The sequence below is a fragment of the Xenorhabdus ishibashii genome, assembly GCF_002632755.1.
Taxonomy (GTDB): domain Bacteria; phylum Pseudomonadota; class Gammaproteobacteria; order Enterobacterales; family Enterobacteriaceae; genus Xenorhabdus; species Xenorhabdus ishibashii.
The window spans coordinates 124,420-141,339 of sequence record NZ_NJAK01000001.1; the positions used below are offsets into that span (position 1 = coordinate 124,420).

Annotated in this window: 11 protein-coding genes and 1 pseudogene; 6 read left to right on the forward strand and 6 right to left on the reverse strand. The window is 42.8% G+C overall.

The window, feature by feature from the left end; genetic code table 11:
* Window positions 1-60: 60 nt before the first annotated feature.
* A pseudogene (locus Xish_RS18840) lies at window positions 61-294 on the forward strand (site-specific integrase); the annotation flags it as partial.
* Between the two features lie 394 nt (window positions 295-688).
* Here Xish_RS18840 and Xish_RS00535 read toward each other — a convergent pair.
* The 6 genes from Xish_RS00535 to Xish_RS18305 form a co-directional block, all read right to left on the reverse strand.
* A complete protein-coding gene (locus Xish_RS00535) occupies window positions 689-1,762 on the reverse strand; it encodes a restriction endonuclease subunit S (protein WP_099116244.1) in 1,074 nt (357 codons plus the stop codon).
* Entirely contained in the window at window positions 1,743-3,677 is a 1,935-nt protein-coding gene (locus Xish_RS00540) for an HsdM family class I SAM-dependent methyltransferase (protein ID WP_099116245.1), read from the reverse strand. The genes Xish_RS00535 and Xish_RS00540 overlap by 20 nt, the downstream gene beginning before the upstream one ends.
* 281 nt (window positions 3,678-3,958) lie before the next feature.
* The gene (locus Xish_RS00545; protein ID WP_038221516.1) at window positions 3,959-4,228 is read right to left on the reverse strand and encodes a helix-turn-helix domain-containing protein; all 270 of its coding nucleotides are present in this window, start codon (window positions 4,226-4,228) and stop codon (window positions 3,959-3,961) included.
* Between the two features lie 420 nt (window positions 4,229-4,648).
* A complete protein-coding gene (locus Xish_RS00550; RefSeq protein WP_099116246.1) occupies window positions 4,649-7,984 on the reverse strand; it encodes a P-loop NTPase fold protein in 3,336 nt (1,111 codons plus the stop codon).
* Window positions 7,985-8,464: 480 nt separating this feature from the next.
* Window positions 8,465-9,334 carry an integrase domain-containing protein gene (locus tag Xish_RS00555; RefSeq protein ID WP_099116247.1) on the reverse strand — a complete coding sequence of 290 codons (870 nt, stop codon included), beginning with the start codon at window positions 9,332-9,334 and terminating at the stop codon, window positions 8,465-8,467.
* Window positions 9,335-9,563: 229 nt separating this feature from the next.
* Window positions 9,564-9,851, reverse strand: coding sequence for a hypothetical protein (locus Xish_RS18305; RefSeq protein WP_141553923.1), 288 nt, complete (start codon window positions 9,849-9,851; stop codon window positions 9,564-9,566).
* A 155-nt stretch (window positions 9,852-10,006) separates the two neighbouring features.
* Between Xish_RS18305 and Xish_RS00560 the strand changes: the two genes are divergently transcribed.
* From Xish_RS00560 to Xish_RS00580, 5 genes are all read left to right on the forward strand, one after another.
* Window positions 10,007-10,294, forward strand: coding sequence for a hypothetical protein (locus Xish_RS00560; RefSeq protein WP_099116248.1), 288 nt, complete (start codon window positions 10,007-10,009; stop codon window positions 10,292-10,294).
* Between the two features lie 100 nt (window positions 10,295-10,394).
* On the forward strand, window positions 10,395-12,152 hold the full coding sequence (locus Xish_RS00565; protein WP_099116249.1) for a type VI secretion system baseplate subunit TssF: 1,758 nt from the start codon (window positions 10,395-10,397) through the stop codon (window positions 12,150-12,152).
* A 33-nt stretch (window positions 12,153-12,185) separates the two neighbouring features.
* The gene (locus Xish_RS00570; RefSeq protein ID WP_099116250.1) at window positions 12,186-14,186 is read left to right on the forward strand and encodes a type VI secretion system Vgr family protein; all 2,001 of its coding nucleotides are present in this window, start codon (window positions 12,186-12,188) and stop codon (window positions 14,184-14,186) included.
* Between the two features lie 5 nt (window positions 14,187-14,191).
* Complete coding sequence (locus tag Xish_RS00575; protein WP_099116251.1) at window positions 14,192-14,992, forward strand: DUF4123 domain-containing protein; 801 nt, start codon at window positions 14,192-14,194, stop codon at window positions 14,990-14,992.
* On the forward strand, window positions 14,992-16,920 hold the full coding sequence (locus Xish_RS00580; RefSeq protein ID WP_099116252.1) for a lipase family protein: 1,929 nt from the start codon (window positions 14,992-14,994) through the stop codon (window positions 16,918-16,920). Before Xish_RS00575 ends, Xish_RS00580 begins: the two co-directional genes overlap by 1 nt.

Genomic DNA, 16,920 nt, shown 5'->3' on the forward strand with positions numbered 1-16,920 from the left:
TACACTCCGTAAGAAAGCCCTTCGTTCGCCACAGCAATCTCTGTTGATTGATGCTTTAAAACCCGTGATGGGTTTAACAGCCGCTGGAAAAAAGCCAGAGCCGCCGCTATTGAAAAATTTCCAGAGCTGGACTTTAACTTCACATTTCATGATCTGAAAGCAAAAGGGATTTCAGATCTAGAGGGTACACTGGCCGAAAAACAAAAAATCACTGGACATAAAAACATTACTCAAACGGCAAGATATGATAGAAAAGTGAATGTTGTTCCGGTCGTTGGGGGACAAAAAAAGTAAACGGATGGTCAAAAAATATAGTGAAAGAATATAGTGAACAAATAGTGAAACGTGATTTACGTCAAAGAAAAAAGCCACCTTGCGGTGGCCTTTTCTAATCCTAACCCACTGTTTTACAGCAAGTTTTAATTTGGTGCCAGGGCGGGACTAGCAAATAAATATAACGAATTGAATATATTTAATTTATTTTTATGTATTTATTTTATGCCCCTATTAATGCCCCCAGAATATTCTGCTTCTTATGTTTCTTATCTTATTGATTTTATTTTTTATTTTCGTTAAAGGAAAACAGCCATAAGGTTCAAAAATGGTCAAATTAAGGTGTCGTTTTATGCTCAGGGATCTATATAATAATTTATCATTTTCATGGAGTTTATCGCAAAATTAACATCACTCACTTATCATAACTCTTGTATTGAGAATCCAAATACTCAAGATACTGTTTGCGCTTTCGATACTCTAAATTCATTGTATATTGCGCCATGTAGTCATAATCTGGTGTTCCATCTTCAGCAACAGGAAGTAGAATCATTTGTCGTTTTAAACGGGTTGAATTAATCGTGTAAGAAAACGAGTACTTGTCTTTATGCTGTCTTAATGATTGTGCAATGAAAAATAATGCTTTCTCTTGAAACACATTTTTAGGTTTTAATATGTTTACCTTTGTCCCTGTAAAAAATGAAGATGTTTGAACAAACGGCGATGCCGTTTCATTACCTATTGTGATTACTGGAGTATCTTTAAATAGATACTCTTGGTTATAATCCAAGAAACCATCATTGCCATTGTTAACTTCTTTTCTAGTAATATAAGGGGACATTCCAGAGCATTTATCCACTTTATTCCCATCAATGTTTTTGCCAATTTGGACGTCAAACAAATCATTAATAAAGAACTCACACCATTCTTTATCCTCAAGCACATCAATTTCTTTATATTCAAGCTTGGCTAACTTTTTTCGGCAATGTTCAACATATTCAGCCTTTTTCTTATCCATCAAGGCATTAGTGTATTCCTCCATGAATAGGTAGTCTGGTTCATCGTTACTGATGACAGGAAGTATTATTTTGTCTCTTGATATACGCCTGTCGTTAATTTCACGATTAAAGTTGTATTTCTCTGACAATCTGCTGGTTTGATTAGCAATAAATAGGTAAATAAACTGATTGAAATTATCATCTTGTAAATGAGTAACATGGTCACTAGCCACAAAACAATATGGATGATAAAAACTGGAACCAACACTGCCGCTATTAGCGATAGTCAAACAGTTTGAGAATATACGAACACCCGTATCATTCCCAATAAAGTTATCAACACCATTGTTTAATGCTGTTGATGAAACATAGGGGTGTTCTCCACCAATTTGATTATTCTTTGTCAGACGTTTTCCACGCTGAACGGTTCCAAAAATATCCTTAAGAAAGAATTCATTCCACTCTTTACCTTCAGGCTTTAGAAGCATCATCTACCTCTTCGGAATCATTCGATTCAAACAAGTATCCTCGATTCTGCATAATCATTGAAAATTCAAAAGTCAGATAATCACTAATAGTCTTTTCAAATTCTGAATCAGTTGGAATTTCATCATTGAAGTAGTAGAAGCTATGAAGCCATTCATCATCGGCTTCAACAGTGGTTTTTACGCAGAACCTGCTTTCGGCTTCGATACGTTCAAACCAAACATCTAATAAATGCTGTTTTCTATCTTTTGCCTGCTCCGTTTCAATCAAACCAATATGAGGGCTTACTTTGAAACCATCTTCACGGAAATCAATAAACTTGCATTCTTTATTAACAGGGTGGGGTTCTCCTGCGGTAAAAATAGCAATACAAGGCATGGTTCCCACTCCATAGAAGGTGTCTTTATTGAGCGTAATGACGCCTTCTAGGGTATGTTTTTTGAATATGTTTGCCTTGATAGCTTGCTCTTCTTTGGTTTTACCCGTAACGGAAGACTGAGGAATAATGACAATCACACACCCACCTTTGACCAAAGAATCAAGCAGGTGTTCAGTAAAAGCAATCTCATAAAGATCAGGGTTTTTCTTTGAACCCTGTGAATATGGTGGATTCATCATCCCAATTGTAGCTTTATGTAATTGAAGCACGTTTGGGTCTTCGCTCAGGAAATTATGATTAATCAGATTGCTTTGACCGTCACCACGCAAAATCATATTCGTAGTGGCAATGGTGAACATGTAGGGCTGCAACTCAAAACCATGTAGTTGTTTTTGACGAATGTTTTTTTTGGTATTTTCATTGTCAGTTTGAGCCAGCATATGGTACATAGCGGCAATTAAAAAGCCTGCTGTACCTGCGCAAGGATCTAACACGACATCATCTGGTTTAATGTCCACCAAATCACAAAATAGATCGGTAATATGCTTAGGAGTTAAAACAATCCCAAGTGTTTGACCATCACCACCAGAATAAGACATAAACTCACCGTAGAAACGACCCAAATAATCTTCTGACGATCGAGTGTATTTGATGCTTTTGTAAATTTTGTCACGTAGAAATTCGGTGAAGTGTTTAAGAGGTGTTTTATTTAGGGTGGTGTTAATTTCATTCAGGATATACGTATCTTTAATGATAGAGAACTGACTTAGAATCTTATCACGTTTAACATCTGGGGCAACATTTGAGCGCTTTAAGTTCTTTTCAATAGCGTTATAAATTTTATCGCCATCTGTATCAACATCATCACCCGTTAAATGGGACACATCAAATCCACGATATTCTTCTTCTCGCAACGCCAGCAAGATTCCCGAAACGATAAGAGGTTTATCGATATCTTTTAAATTACCGTAATTACGCAAATCTTCGTGAAGTTCAGAAGCATCTTTTAGAATCTCAGCAAGCTCTTTTTCTTGTTCAGTATTTTCTTGCAGAATTTCTCTAGTATAGTATTCGACAATATTACTATTATTGAATGAGATAAAAGATTCGACTTCTGGTAGCTCGCGGTAATACTTGGTTTCATCAATAAAGTAGGGGCTGATTCTATGTCTTTTCTCATCGCCTGAAATGCCAAAAGCAATGATTTTTTTATATGATGTGTTTTGGGCTAAATGCTGGCTATAGAACAAAGCTCCGTTCACGGCAAAGTCTTTAACGTCTTTCGGCTCAAGACTTATTACACCTTTAGCATCTAACTTTACGTGTTTAGATATATCCGCTTTATTCTCTATAACAAGAATGAAATCTTTCACAACAGCAACAAATTCAGGAAAACCAATTTTTCCAGACCCGTTTTTGGAAGCGGTTTTCAAAGCGCTGTTAATCTCAAGTATTGTGCTTCCCTGAGCATCGTGTTTAATTCCAGCTTCTTTTAGTAAACCATGAACCCATAAATCTGTTTGCGCTTCTCTTTTCGCCACTTTCCACTCTCCATTCCGTTTTAAGAAATGATAGTAGAGGATTGTTAGATTTCAATTTTCCAGCTATTCCAGTTACTTTATATAATTTACGTGATTCGTCACAATAAATAATGGGATTAGACCTGATTTTAGGAGGGACCGCAGAATGGGTGTTTTTATTATCACTTTAAAGCAAAAAAAGCCGTAAGGTTTGAAAATGGTCAATTTGGCTGCCATTTCACTCTCAAGGCTTCATATTAAAATTTATCATTTTCACAAACTGGATCACAAATTGAAGCAAGTTATTCCTGTGGTTTATTGCGAACTTTACGCTCAATAAGTTGACCACGTTGATCAAAATAGCGGCTAGGCCAGATCTCTGAAGGATGGATTTCAAGATAGTTAGCAATGATCCATTCGCCTTTGGGCCACTGTCTGCTGAGTGCATTTGCTAATGTTGATGAACTAAGTCCAGCTTCACGAGAGAGAGCCGCTAAGGTTGTACCGCGCTTACGTAATGCAGCGATGATATCCGCTTGGTGCCAATCATTTTGAACATTATTGTTATTCATTCCTGCTACCCTTTCCATTAATTAATCATTGATGGTGGTAATCCAGACAGGGTTCGCAGTACCGGTAACGTCCAACCGGCGAAGCCGAAGCTTCCCCTGCCTGAATCACCATTGAAAGGGTGATAGCAAGCACACTGGTAGAAAATTCCTACCAGTGTGGACGTTAATTCAAGGCTGCGAAACCCTGACCACTAGATTTTGCTAATGGCGGGGTTACTTTAACTGATTGTTTTAGCAGACTCAATAACTGAACCACTAAGCTTAACGGCTTAAACTATGTTGTTGACAAAAGTTCAGCGCATCCTGCGCCCACGCATAGCGTAGACTATGGTGGAATGACAGCCTGTTAAATCAATTTTTGTAGTATGTACTCACCAGTAGTTCATGACTGGTCTGAGAGCAGGTTGAGACTAATACAACTCAATCTTCCAAAACTTGCTCTATATTTTCCAATAATTGTTCAACTTCTGCCTCTTTGATCCTTTTTGCAATGAATTTTGACGACTTGCAAATGCCAGGAAATAAATTCTGATGAGCAATAATATACTTTGCAACAGAACTATTTTCTGCGCTAGGCCAATGACTCAACGAATAATTTTGCCTGTCCAGCCACTCCCGTAACAAAACATCTTTTTCCGCAAGGGTAAATAATGCACCAATGCCACGGCGAGAGGTTCCTTTTTCGGGCTCAGTAAAGTTAATTACATCGCCAAAATCATGAATGAGTTTAATCCGAGTAGATTGGCTAACCTGAATTTCTAGCAGGACATCATGTAGTTGTACCAAAATTTCCTGTTGCTGCTCGTCATCAAGCAACTCCCAGATGAAACGAATGTATTTACCCTGCGCCAATTCTTCCCCCGAAACAGACCGATACCACGCCGCAAAGCCATTAACATCAGGGTTCAGATGGATTTTTCTGCCCGTACTTTGAATATGGCGTAAAATTATCTGATTATTCGAAGAAATCGATTTGAATGAACCTAAGAGCATATCGGCTGCTAATAATGACTCGCTTAAAGAATAAAGTTTTTCATGGGTGTCCGGTAGAGCCTCAGTTCGAAGCAAATCGAGGAGTGTTTCTTCATCTATCAGTTCAATCTCGTTCAAATTGAGTCTGTTGTTGAGGAATTCTTGACGCGTAATGACGGGTTCCATCAGATCAATCCCAGTAATGTGTGCACTCAATAATGGATAATCTTTCTTCACATACTGGATTGTGGCTAATCGTTCCAGCTTCCCTTCTTCGAAAAGCCGTTGAATTGCACCTTTAACAAACGGTATCACTTTGTTGTTTGATAATGAGTTGGCAATTTTATGCCAGCTCTCGCTACATTTGAAATAGTTTGTAAGAAGTCCGATGTACTTATCATCCTCAATATAATCACTATAACCCTCAATTCCGGTAAAGTTGCCAGTTGCAACCATATGTGCAACGACATGTGCGGCAAATTCAATCGGATAATTCTGCTGCATTGTAGTTTGATGGGCAAACAGAGAAAGTTGGCTGGATGAATTCCATTGCTCAGTGAAGATGAGTTTTCTGAAATCAATAAAATTATCGATTACAACCCTACTGGTAAAATTTGACGACAATTTGCTGATGTATAAAAGAATATCCTGATCTTTTTTTATAATATTTTCAGTAGACAGACTACCTGTACCAATGAACCGAAGGACGCCCGGATTGAATACATCCACACTGGGTTCTTCCAACACAGTAAGGAGCATATTTTCCGTCTCAATATCGCCCAAGTGAATAGCAGGGATATTTAGCCCTTTCCATTTTTCCTCATTGTTTAGGAGATAGCGCGCATACACATCTCCATGTATTTCAACATCCATTGAATCAAATAGACTAGCACCGAACAATTGGGAATACTGATCAGCCTCGCGGAGGAGTGAGGTAACATTCGTATCGCTATCCTTTGGCGCTGACTGTAAGTCATCAAGCTCCGAAATGATAAAAGTACGTTGGCGTTTCATGAATGACTCAATGCTGATCGAATTAAGCCGTATTAAGTTTAAAAGTGCGGTATTTAGGGAGGGATTAAAAACTTCTCGAGCTTGTATCGCATAACTGGTATTCAGTTGCTGCAATGCAAAAGTAATTTGTGGCTGAACCAAATTAAGTATGGTTGATGGCAACGCAGCCGCAGTCTCCAGCCACGAAGACATATCCATCCCGGAAGCGCAACGATGCCAGGCATGAGTAAAGCCCCACATTGTAATAAGTCTTTCAAGTGCGATGGAATCTTTCGATTTCACGGCGTCTATGAGTGGGGTATCAATTAATTCGCTTCGGGCTAGTGCTGCCGGTGCTTGATAATGTACGCTCATAAGATACTCGCTCCAACGATTCGCATCATTGTTGAATATGCGCTTCAACTGAGCGTAGTTAGCCTTAAGCTTATCGGATTGCTCATCTGGTGCTAGACTCGCAGATTCATTTAGCTCGCCCTGGAACGGATCACGTAGAAGAGCTCTGATATCATAATCACCATATCTCACCATCAAAATATAAAGTGCTATGAGAACGAAGCGAGAAGGTTCTTCAGGAGAGCCAACCGGAACCGTCAGATTCAGAATATAAATATCATTCACCAATTTTTTCAGAAGACGTGGTGTGATGCGTGGATACTGTTGGGGACGCCACCGTTCTACCAACTGAATAACTTCAGTGCAAGATGCCTCATCCGAATCGCTGACAGTCTGAGACCACATTGTTTTGAAAGCATCCTGCCATCCGGCTGTAATTAGAGGTGGGACACTGAAAGTGACAGGAATACGCTTAGCAATAAATTCCCGCCCGCTATGCCCTTCCATGTCAAGAGATGAAGCTACTTGGCGTGCAGAGTAAGGAATGATAACACGAAAATATTCATGCGTCGTTCCGGCAATAAGCTCCATATCACTCCATAGTTCCTTCACTTTGTCAGGCACAATTCTGTCTAGGTTATCGATAATAAGAATGAAACGAAGATCATGATGAAGCGTATCTTTGTCCGTGAAACCTGACAGGGCATTGTGAAGTTCAATGGTTCCCACTTCACGATTCACCATCCAAGTTTCAGATATTATATCTGTACTGTTACGTTTAAACAGATCGCCAATAGTGATTGATTCCTTATCCTTATCCTTATCCTTATCCTTATCCTTATCCTTTTGCTTCTTATTCTCTGGTTTGGTGCTAAATACTCGTTTCATCAAGAGTGCTAATAGGAGTATTCCCGGAGACAGAAAACCAATCGCTTCCAGTAATAGAACTAATTTACTGACGGCCTTATCCGTCATCATCAACGTGCTGATATCAATGAATAGGTATCTAATCATCTGTACTGCCAGCAATGAGCACAGAATGAACATGACCGTCCACCAACTCAGCCGACTGTTTACTTTTTTTTCGTACTCAATAATATTACCAAGAGCCTGATTACGGTAGGTATCCAGCTTCTTCTGGTCTGCTCCTGTTTCATTACTGAGTCCCTTGTAAATGACTTCAATCAACGCTTTCTTTGTATTACCGTGGTGATAACGTTCAGCATCAAACTCAATGAACCGATATTCAGTACCCAGTTCGCCTTTTAGAAGATTTATAATAGTTGATTTGCCAGAACCCAGTTCCCCCTCAAGTCCTACAATGTTGTTATCGACTTCACGTAACACCCCGGCCATTCGTTCAGCCACTTTTTTATGACTTTCACCTTCAAATAAATCATTATCAGAAGGCGATTCTTGCTGTAGCTTTAACGGCATACTTTCTCCACAAAAATAGACTAATTATTACCAGCATGAAAATGTAATCTTAAGGTTGCAGTGTAGCCGCATTACAACCGTTCCACTTGTTAATCATAAACAAATTTTCATTATACATTTCAATACAAGCTTGTGAGACTTTTGTGCTTCTCTCCAAAATCAATCAGCCTTATATGTATAACATTAGATTTGATGTTGCAAAGCGGTAACAAAAAGCAAAATAAAACTAAAAGCCTTATAGCCGAGGTTGTGTTGATCAAAAAAACTTCTATGTCAGTATTCAGTGAAAAATACTGCTCTTTTTAGAGGAGATATAGTTTTTTAAAAAATTATTGAAGCTGGAGTATTGTAGCCAGAGATCGAACTTATGAATAGACGATCAGAGAAGCTCGCTTCTGATATAAAGCCGACTATCTGATTAGGTTTCGCTCAGATTATCAATAATGTCAGGTCGATTATGATTAATGCAGCTAATACAATTTAACGGCTATAAATCCGCTCAACGTAGCGCCCGCGACCATCACCATGTCCCAAATCCATTGAAACCAGCGCTCTTGCTTCCTGATGGCTAAAACCATTTTGTTGGTAAAACACCAGAGCATCCTGCACCCAGGCATAGCGTAAACTGTGAGGTGAATGATGACCTGTTAAACCAATCCTTGTGGTATGCGTTCGCCAATAGTTCATGGCTTGTTTGAGATCCGGTTTATCAATCAACCTGCCACTACGTTGTTCTACAATAGCGATTGCCTGCTCAACAGCCTCTTTCACCGCTGCAACATCCAATACACGGGTTTGCCGTGGTCGTCCACCTTTTGTGCCGAAGATAACATGCAGTTTCGGCTCAGGCTGCTCTAACTGTTTGCGCCAGCTTTTCAGTGAGGCACTGCATTGCACTGCTTCCTGAGAACGTAGCCCCAGCAATCGGGCGAGTTTCAGTGTGGCAGCAAATCCGGCATCACGCTCAAGGGCTTTTTGATAAACAACCTGAAACGTAGCATCAGGGATCGCTTGTTTCGTTCCGGCGCGGCTGGTTCCACTTAATCCCAATGCCTGATTACTCAGGCGCGGCGAAGTTTCCAGCTTTTCCTTGCCTGCCATGCGGAAGATATTCCGCAGTGCGGACATTTCATTTTGCACTGTTCGCTTGGCAATCCCCTGAGATAAACGGGCATCAACGTACTGTTCTACGTGCTTGGTCTTCAAATGACCGAGACTTTTCACCTGAATATTCAGGCTCAATAACAACGCGCCTAAACGTCCGGCAATCCGAATGCGATCATGACAGGTTTTATGACTGCCGCCGCCTTGTCGTGCAAAAAATTTTAATTCCTTCATCAATCGACTCATCAGCTTCTCCCGCGATCTATACCTGACAACATGCAATCTCTGGCGCGCGACCATTCTGGCAAAACAGAAAAACCTGCCTTGCCCTTGACGGATATCTGTGCGCCAGAGTGAACGCAGGTTGAGGTATTGCGGGGTATCGGTTGAGTACGCGGTACTGCCGCCTGTATAAACAGGTCATCCCCACCGGCGAAAAGCCAGCCTCGATATCGTCAAGTTCTCCTTTTTCAATCTAAAAATGCAGTGTCAGATTTACTGCGTGGTGAAGCAGGCGTGAGCCTGTCAGGGTTGTGGTGTGCTTTGGCTGCGGCGTCACTTTCAGCGGTAACCCGCAAAAAGTGACGCCTTGAGTTTTCGAACAATCAGCAAAGACTATGAAAGCGTTGAAATACCAACGGGTACAGCAAAACGCCGCCAGATTCAATGTCAAACGGTAGTCATGCGTTAATGGTTTAGCGGTAGAAAAATTGTCTGTTGAATAATTCAGACAGGGATAGAAAAAGTATGAACGGATGCGCAAAAGCCATCCTGTTGTTCATTGAAGATAAACAGGATTTATGTTGATTTGAAAAGTCAGTGTATGAACCCACGTTCAACACCCTTCGGCGACAAGATAACAACACCTTTTGGGCGTATTTTTAGTTTAAGAAACCTTCATGACCAGACAAGGGGTTTATGTCTGACAATATCTGCTTCCAAAGGTGGGCAGATGTACCGCAATGCTTGCTCTCCCTTGCAGGCTACGGGAGTTTTCATTCGCCACCCGAAGGCGATCCTGACAGGCGAGGGATCATTTTTGTAGAGAAAGATATTAACGGTCAGACAGGCGAGAGTCAAACCATTAAGGATTCCTGCCAGCCTGATTTTTGCCTGAATTACCGTGCATATGCCGATGATCCCCCTATATTCTGCCAGCACCAGCCAAAAACTGGATTTAATTCGTTAATTAATTTGATTGATTAATGTGTAGAATAAATGTGCTTTTCTGTTCAGCTATGCATTTTATCTCGCTGAGATTCAGCATGATACTGAAGCCTAATTGATAAAACACAAGTTAAATTCAATGAAAAACAACAAAGAATCGCTTTATCTAAAAGAGCGCGCTTACCTGAGAGAGCTGGCTGAGCACATCGCGAAAGAGTCACCGCATCTGGCTGAGTTTCTGGTTTCCTCTCATGACCCTGATATTGCCCGTGTTTTCGAAGCCTTTGCGTTTTTGATTGCCAATCTGCGGGACAAGCTGGAGGATAATTTGCCCGAAATTGTTCACGGCATTCTCTCCCGTATCTGGCCGTTAGCCCTGTCTCCTATTCCACCGACGACGATAGTACAGTTTACGCCCACGGATGATGAACATCAGGGCACTGCCGAGATCCCGATCAGTACATCGGTGTCAGCCAGCCTTAACGGGCAGTTGATCAACTTTAAAACCTGCCGTCCTTTGCATATTGAACCGTTGATTGTCCAGGAGCGCGCAGTCAGGAAAACCGGCACTCACAGTGAAATTATTCTGACCCTGTGCCAGACCGGCACGGCATCCCCGGTCTGGCAAAGCGGAGCCTTATCTTTTTTCCTTGGCACTGACACCGAAAAGGCCGCCCAGCTCAGCCTGTGGCTGGATCAACATATTTGTGAAGTCAGCCTGAACACGCAGGGCAAGCAGCGAAAGCTGCGCGGTTTTCCTTATGGCTGGCATGATCTGCTTGATAGTCCGGTGCTGCCTGTGCCCAAAAATACGTATTCCGGCCTGCAACCGCTGGTGGAATATTATGCACTATCCCAACTGTATAACTTTGTCACGCTGGATATCAGCAGCAGTTGCGCAAAAGTCCCGCTGAATGACGATGGCACGTTTGAGCTGATTTTGCGTTTCGGGGGCGAATTGCCGCTGGAGGATGTCGAGGGGGCATTTTTGTTGGGTTGTGTGCCGGCGATCCATCTGGAAAACCAGGCCAGCCCACCTGTCCGGTTGGAAGCCGGTAATCACCGCTATCCGCTGCCATTGGGCGGATCGGTGTGCTTGTACCGGCTGCGGGAGGTTCAGGTGGTGGTGCAGCCCGAAGACAGTGAGCAGCGTGGCACGCCTTATCACTGGCTGCCGATTGAGCAGTTTGTTCCCGCAGGGCGTTTTTTCGATGATGATGCACAGCCCGACACGTTTTACTACCAGCTCCAGACCGAGCAGGATTTTCTGGGCAGGATCCAACATCGGCTGTGTTTTTTTGATTTGACCGGTAAACCGGCAAACAACTTACCTGCCATTGAGGTTTCGTGTTATTTCACTGGCTACCATGAACAGGCGCTGGGATTAACGCAAGATACTATTACCGTGACGCAAGAAAATTCGCCGTCTCATCTCAGCGTCCACAATATCACGCCGGTCACCACTGATTATCCGCCATTGTTACAGGAAAATAACGGCTGGCCGCTGCTTTCCTGTCTTTCCAGCCCACCGATGATGCTGTTTGCCACCGACAGCCTGAAACAGTTTCTCCGGTTGTTTGACCCGTATGCTGACACGCATCGCCCCTTGAGCCGCCAGTTCCGCCAACACATTGACGGCATTGTACAGGTGGAAGAGCGTCTGACTGACCGGATGCGGCGGGGGCGCCCCATTCGCGGGCATTTACTCTCACTGACGCTGAACCCTGATTGTTATCGTAATCAGGGAGAAATGTATCGCTTCTGCCGGTTAATCAATCAGGCGCTGGCTTGTTTTATCACCCAATCTTCGTTTGTCATGCTGGAGATTTTTACGCCGGACAACAGTGAAGTGCTATGGCAGTTCTGGCATGTCGATGGATTACGCCCGGCCATGTAAGGCATGCATGTCATAACCGATAAGGAATAAAAAATGAAAAGTGGATTACGTTTTACCTGCCGTATCGCGGGTGTGCCGGAAGACACCTTTGCGGTTGGCGAATTTTCTCTACAGGAAGGATTATCCGAACTCTTTACCCTGAACATGACACTGGTCAGAACGGGCAACCCGAATCCGTTTAAACCACAGGTGGAGATTGATTTGGCCTCTCTGCTGATGCAGGAAGCGGTGTTGCAGATTTTTTATGGTGAAACGGAGCAACGCAAAATCACCGGCATCATCTCCCATGCGGACTGGGTGGGCACCGATGGTAATAAGACAATCTATTCCGTCACCGTCCGCCCTGCCTGCTGGCGGCTGACGCTCAATCAGGACAGCCGGATTTATCATCAGCAAAATGTGCCGGCCATTTTAAACAGCCTGCTGAAAAAACATCGGGTGAAAGCCGATTCGAAACTCTACGATGTGCATCAGGAGCGGGAATATGTGACCCAGAAACGGGAATCCGATTATGCATTTTTCAGCCGGTTAGCCGCGGAAGAAGGTATCAGTTTCTGGTTTGAGGATGAAACGCTGTTTTTCAGTGACAGCCATCTGGGTATGACCGCTGGCTTGCCGCTGCAATACCAGCCCCAGCCGGAAACCGCGCATGGGGTAGATACGATTTATCAGGTACGGTTAGGCGTCGGCATGAGTCCGCAGCGCAGTTTGCACAAAGATTTCAACCCGGAAAACCCGCGCTATCACCTCTCCCATATGCACAGCAGCGAAGGTTTCCGCGATTTTGGTAGCCAGACCCCCTATACCGTGTTTGAAAGTTACGGGCGTTTTCAGAAAGATGCGGCCGCCAAACCGTTTTTAAAATACCGGCAGGAAGCGCTGGATAACCAGAAGCAGACCGGCAGCGGTAGCAGTAACTGCATCAAACTGATGCCAGGTAAAATTTTCGAGATAAAAAATCATCCCCATAAACTGCTTAATGTTCGCTGGCAGGTGGTCGGTATCAGCCATCACGGTCGCTGCCCGCAGGCATTGGGAAATGATGCCGGTGAAGGCACCACGCTTTCCAACCAGTTCAGTTTTATTTCCGGTCTGGATGATTATCGTCCGCCTTTCCACTACAAGCCTCTGGCAGATGGCGATGAAACTGCCATCGTGGTCGGTCCGGAAGGTGAGGAAATCTTCGTTAATAAAGACGGAGCGATTAAAGTCCATTTTCACTGGAACCGCTATGACCCACCGGATGATGGTGCCTCGTGCTGGGTGCGCGTAGCTCAGGGCTGGAATGGTAACGGCTTTGGTTTTATGGCGATACCCCGTATCGGGCAGGAGGTGATTATCTCTTACCTGAACGGCGATATCGACCGCCCCATCGTCACCGGCTGTGTCTATAACGGCCTGAACCGCCCACCACTGGATTTGCCGGCTCAAAAAACTCGTACCACGTTTAAAACCAAAACCCACAAAGGCAAAGGATTTAACGAACTGCGCTTTGAGGATGCGAAAGACAGCGAAGAAATCTATTTTCACGGCCAGAAAGACCTGACTGCCCATATCGAAAACGATGCCTACTGGCATATCAAACATGACCAGAAGAGCCGCATCGATAACAACCGTTACCACGATATCCGCGCCGATGACCATCATCAGGTCGCCGGTTCGCGCAAAATCACCACCGAAGGGGATGTCTCCCACCGGATTGCCGGCAGCCAGCATATCCAGACCGGCGACGCGACTGTGATTGACAGCGGACAGGAAATCCATCTGAAAAGCGGCGGCAAAGTGGTGCTGGAAGCGGCAGCCGAAATCACCCTGAAAGTGGGCGGCAGTTTTCTGAAAGTCACACCGGGCGGCATTCTCTGCTCACCGATTAATGTTGGACAAGGTTCAGGCGGCAATGGACGCGGGCTGGCACTGCAACTGCCGGAAGGTGTCGAGCCGTTGCCGATGGTGGAATTTCCGGCTCATCCATACTGCCCATTACTGGCTCAGCAGGATGTCAGTCCGGTGATTAAACCCGCCAAAAAGGAATAATCATAATGACGGAAGAGACGATGACAGAAACTACAACAAGCTGGCAGGCATGGCTGAATAAACCCAATGATGCCCCGGTATTCTTTATTCTCAATTCTCTGGCGCAACCCAACCCGATCGATCAGTTTTATCGCAATGATTGGGTCGAACAAGCATTTCCGCTCTACAGTGGTACACCAATGCACAAGATGTTGAAACAAAGCCCATGGCTGGTACAGGCAAAAAGCCACGGGTTATTCCAGATAGGGGAAATACTAGATCGCCACGCACTCAGTGATAACAGTTGGGGCTGGGCGTACCGCAGCACTATGTCGTGGCAGAAGCAGCTTGTTCACTGGCAACACCGCCAGTTAGTGATGATGAATGGCGAACAGGTGCTGTTTCGCATCATGGACGCCCGCGTTTTCGGTGCGATGGTGCCCGCTTTCACGGTCAGCGACTGGTCCCTGATGTTATCACCGGTGACAGAACTGATGATCGACACACCACAGCCGATGTGGTTTTGCCGTCCCGAAGCCTGTGGTGAAAGTAACAGTAAAATCCCGTTTACCCTGGGTGAACACCTGCTGACAGTCTGGCTGCGATCCCCTTACGGTCTGAAAGTGTTAAGTAGTTCACTTTATGATGATTTATGGGAAAACCACGGTGAAATGGCGAAACAACTGGATCAGCCTGTGGGTAGTCTGGAACTACGAATAGAACAGTGGTTGCAGCAAAGAATTGAAGCGGGTCAATACGTTGAGAAAATCTCTGGTCAGGATTATCTGTTGGCGATGGTACAAGAAAAAGAACAGGAGAAAGATTGATGAGTAATGCAAATTCGATTTATTGTCATGATTGTCAGGCCATGTTAAAGAACAAAATAGAAATTCAGCTTGTCGATGAACATCATAAACCCATAGCCAATATGCCCTATACATTAAAAAATAGAAAAATCACGCGTAAAGGAACAACAGACGGAAATGGTATGATCCGGGAAGAACAATTATTGGCTTCCCCTTTACGTTTATTTCTTAGTGGGCAAGAACTTGCCGATGAAATGGAAAAACGCCCACTGAGAACGAAGCGTAACAGTGAATACACTCGCTCTACCGAAGCCATGAAAGCCATTTCACCTGTTTTTAAAGAAAGTCAGGAATCAGGTCACCAATATCGTTATGCAAAAATTGGAGAATTAGTTGATAAATTTCCCGTTATTGAAAAATGGAAAGGAGAAAAGCCTCTTCCAAGTTACCATTTTCCTGATAGTGAACCACGAGGTCTTGAAGTTTATCCATCATATGTCGATGAATATCGCTATGTTATTGAAGTGTGTCCATTTAGGGCATGGTCTTTGTTGTTGCATCATCAAAAAGATTATTCACTGGTTAATGCCTATAATCTCTCACTCATGAGCATATTAACCTATTCTAACGATGATGAAAGCTATCTCGGTTCAGTAACTCACTTTTTTAGTAAACAGCTACTTGATTTGTCACGCTCACCTTATCGGATCAACGACCAGTCTTTTTCCCCTATTGTTTATGATGTCCCATTTAGCGAACGTTATACAGAAATAGTATTCGTTGATTCAAAAAAACAAACAATTCCTAAAGGAGATACTCAACTTTTTTATGTGGTAAATAAGAAAGAAATTATCATTGGATGGCGTGGTACTGAAAGTGGAACAGATGCTATAACAGATTTAACATTCCAGCCACTAGAGCTAGGCTGTACTCCCAAAGGAATATGTAGTGGTTTTATCGAAAATGGGAAAATACATAAAGGTTTTTGGGAAGGTTTTCATCTTATAAATCAATCAAAGGTTCTACAGCTTGATAAGACAATAGGTATATTTGATCATATTATTAAATTAGTGAAGGGAAGAAAATTATTTGTCTGTGGCCATAGTTTAGGTGGTGCGCTTGCTTTAATTCATAGCGCACAACTAAAAGCACATAATCCTTGCCTTTATACTTACGGTATGCCACGTACATTCACCCAAATGGCGGTTCAAGAGCTTGCTGATATTACTCACTACCGCCATGTCAATGAAAATGATACTGTTCCTTCTGTACCCTTCAACAAGGATATGGATAATATTGCATTTCAAATAGGCACTACTCCTTCTGGCATCTTAATTGAATTATTCGATAGCCCTATTGCGGAAGAAGCCTCAAAATGGTATCCATCGATTTTGGCAGGAAGACTTGTTGCAAAAGGTTTTAAATTATTTAGCAAAAATGATGATCCTTTTTTACACCATGGCAAGTTAGTTTATTTTTATGTTTCGTCTTATTTAGAATCAAAACCTAAACTGTACTTACTACCATCACTAAATGAAAAAACTCAAAAAGACACTGTCGAATTTATCGAGCAACAAGCACAGTCGAAAATAGATCAGTTTAGGCAGCAAGAAATAAGTTCTTTATACCCATATAATAATGAAAACTCTATTGATAAAGGAGGATTAGGAGCTCTAGATCATAGTAGTACCTTATACTCAAAGTATATTGATCAAAGATTAAGGGAATTATGCGCCCTTCCCCTAGATAGAAAAACTCAAAGGCCTCATGAAGATTTATCATTTTTAGAAAGTGAACCAACCTCCATTCGGGCAATGTTGGATAGAAAAAAGATTAGAAAACACTATTTTTTAATGGAGATAGATAATCAGCTAGCAAGTACGCTAGAAGTTACTCGAAATGATAAAATAGGCTTAGTAGCCTTGCAACGTTATTTTGAAAAACGATAA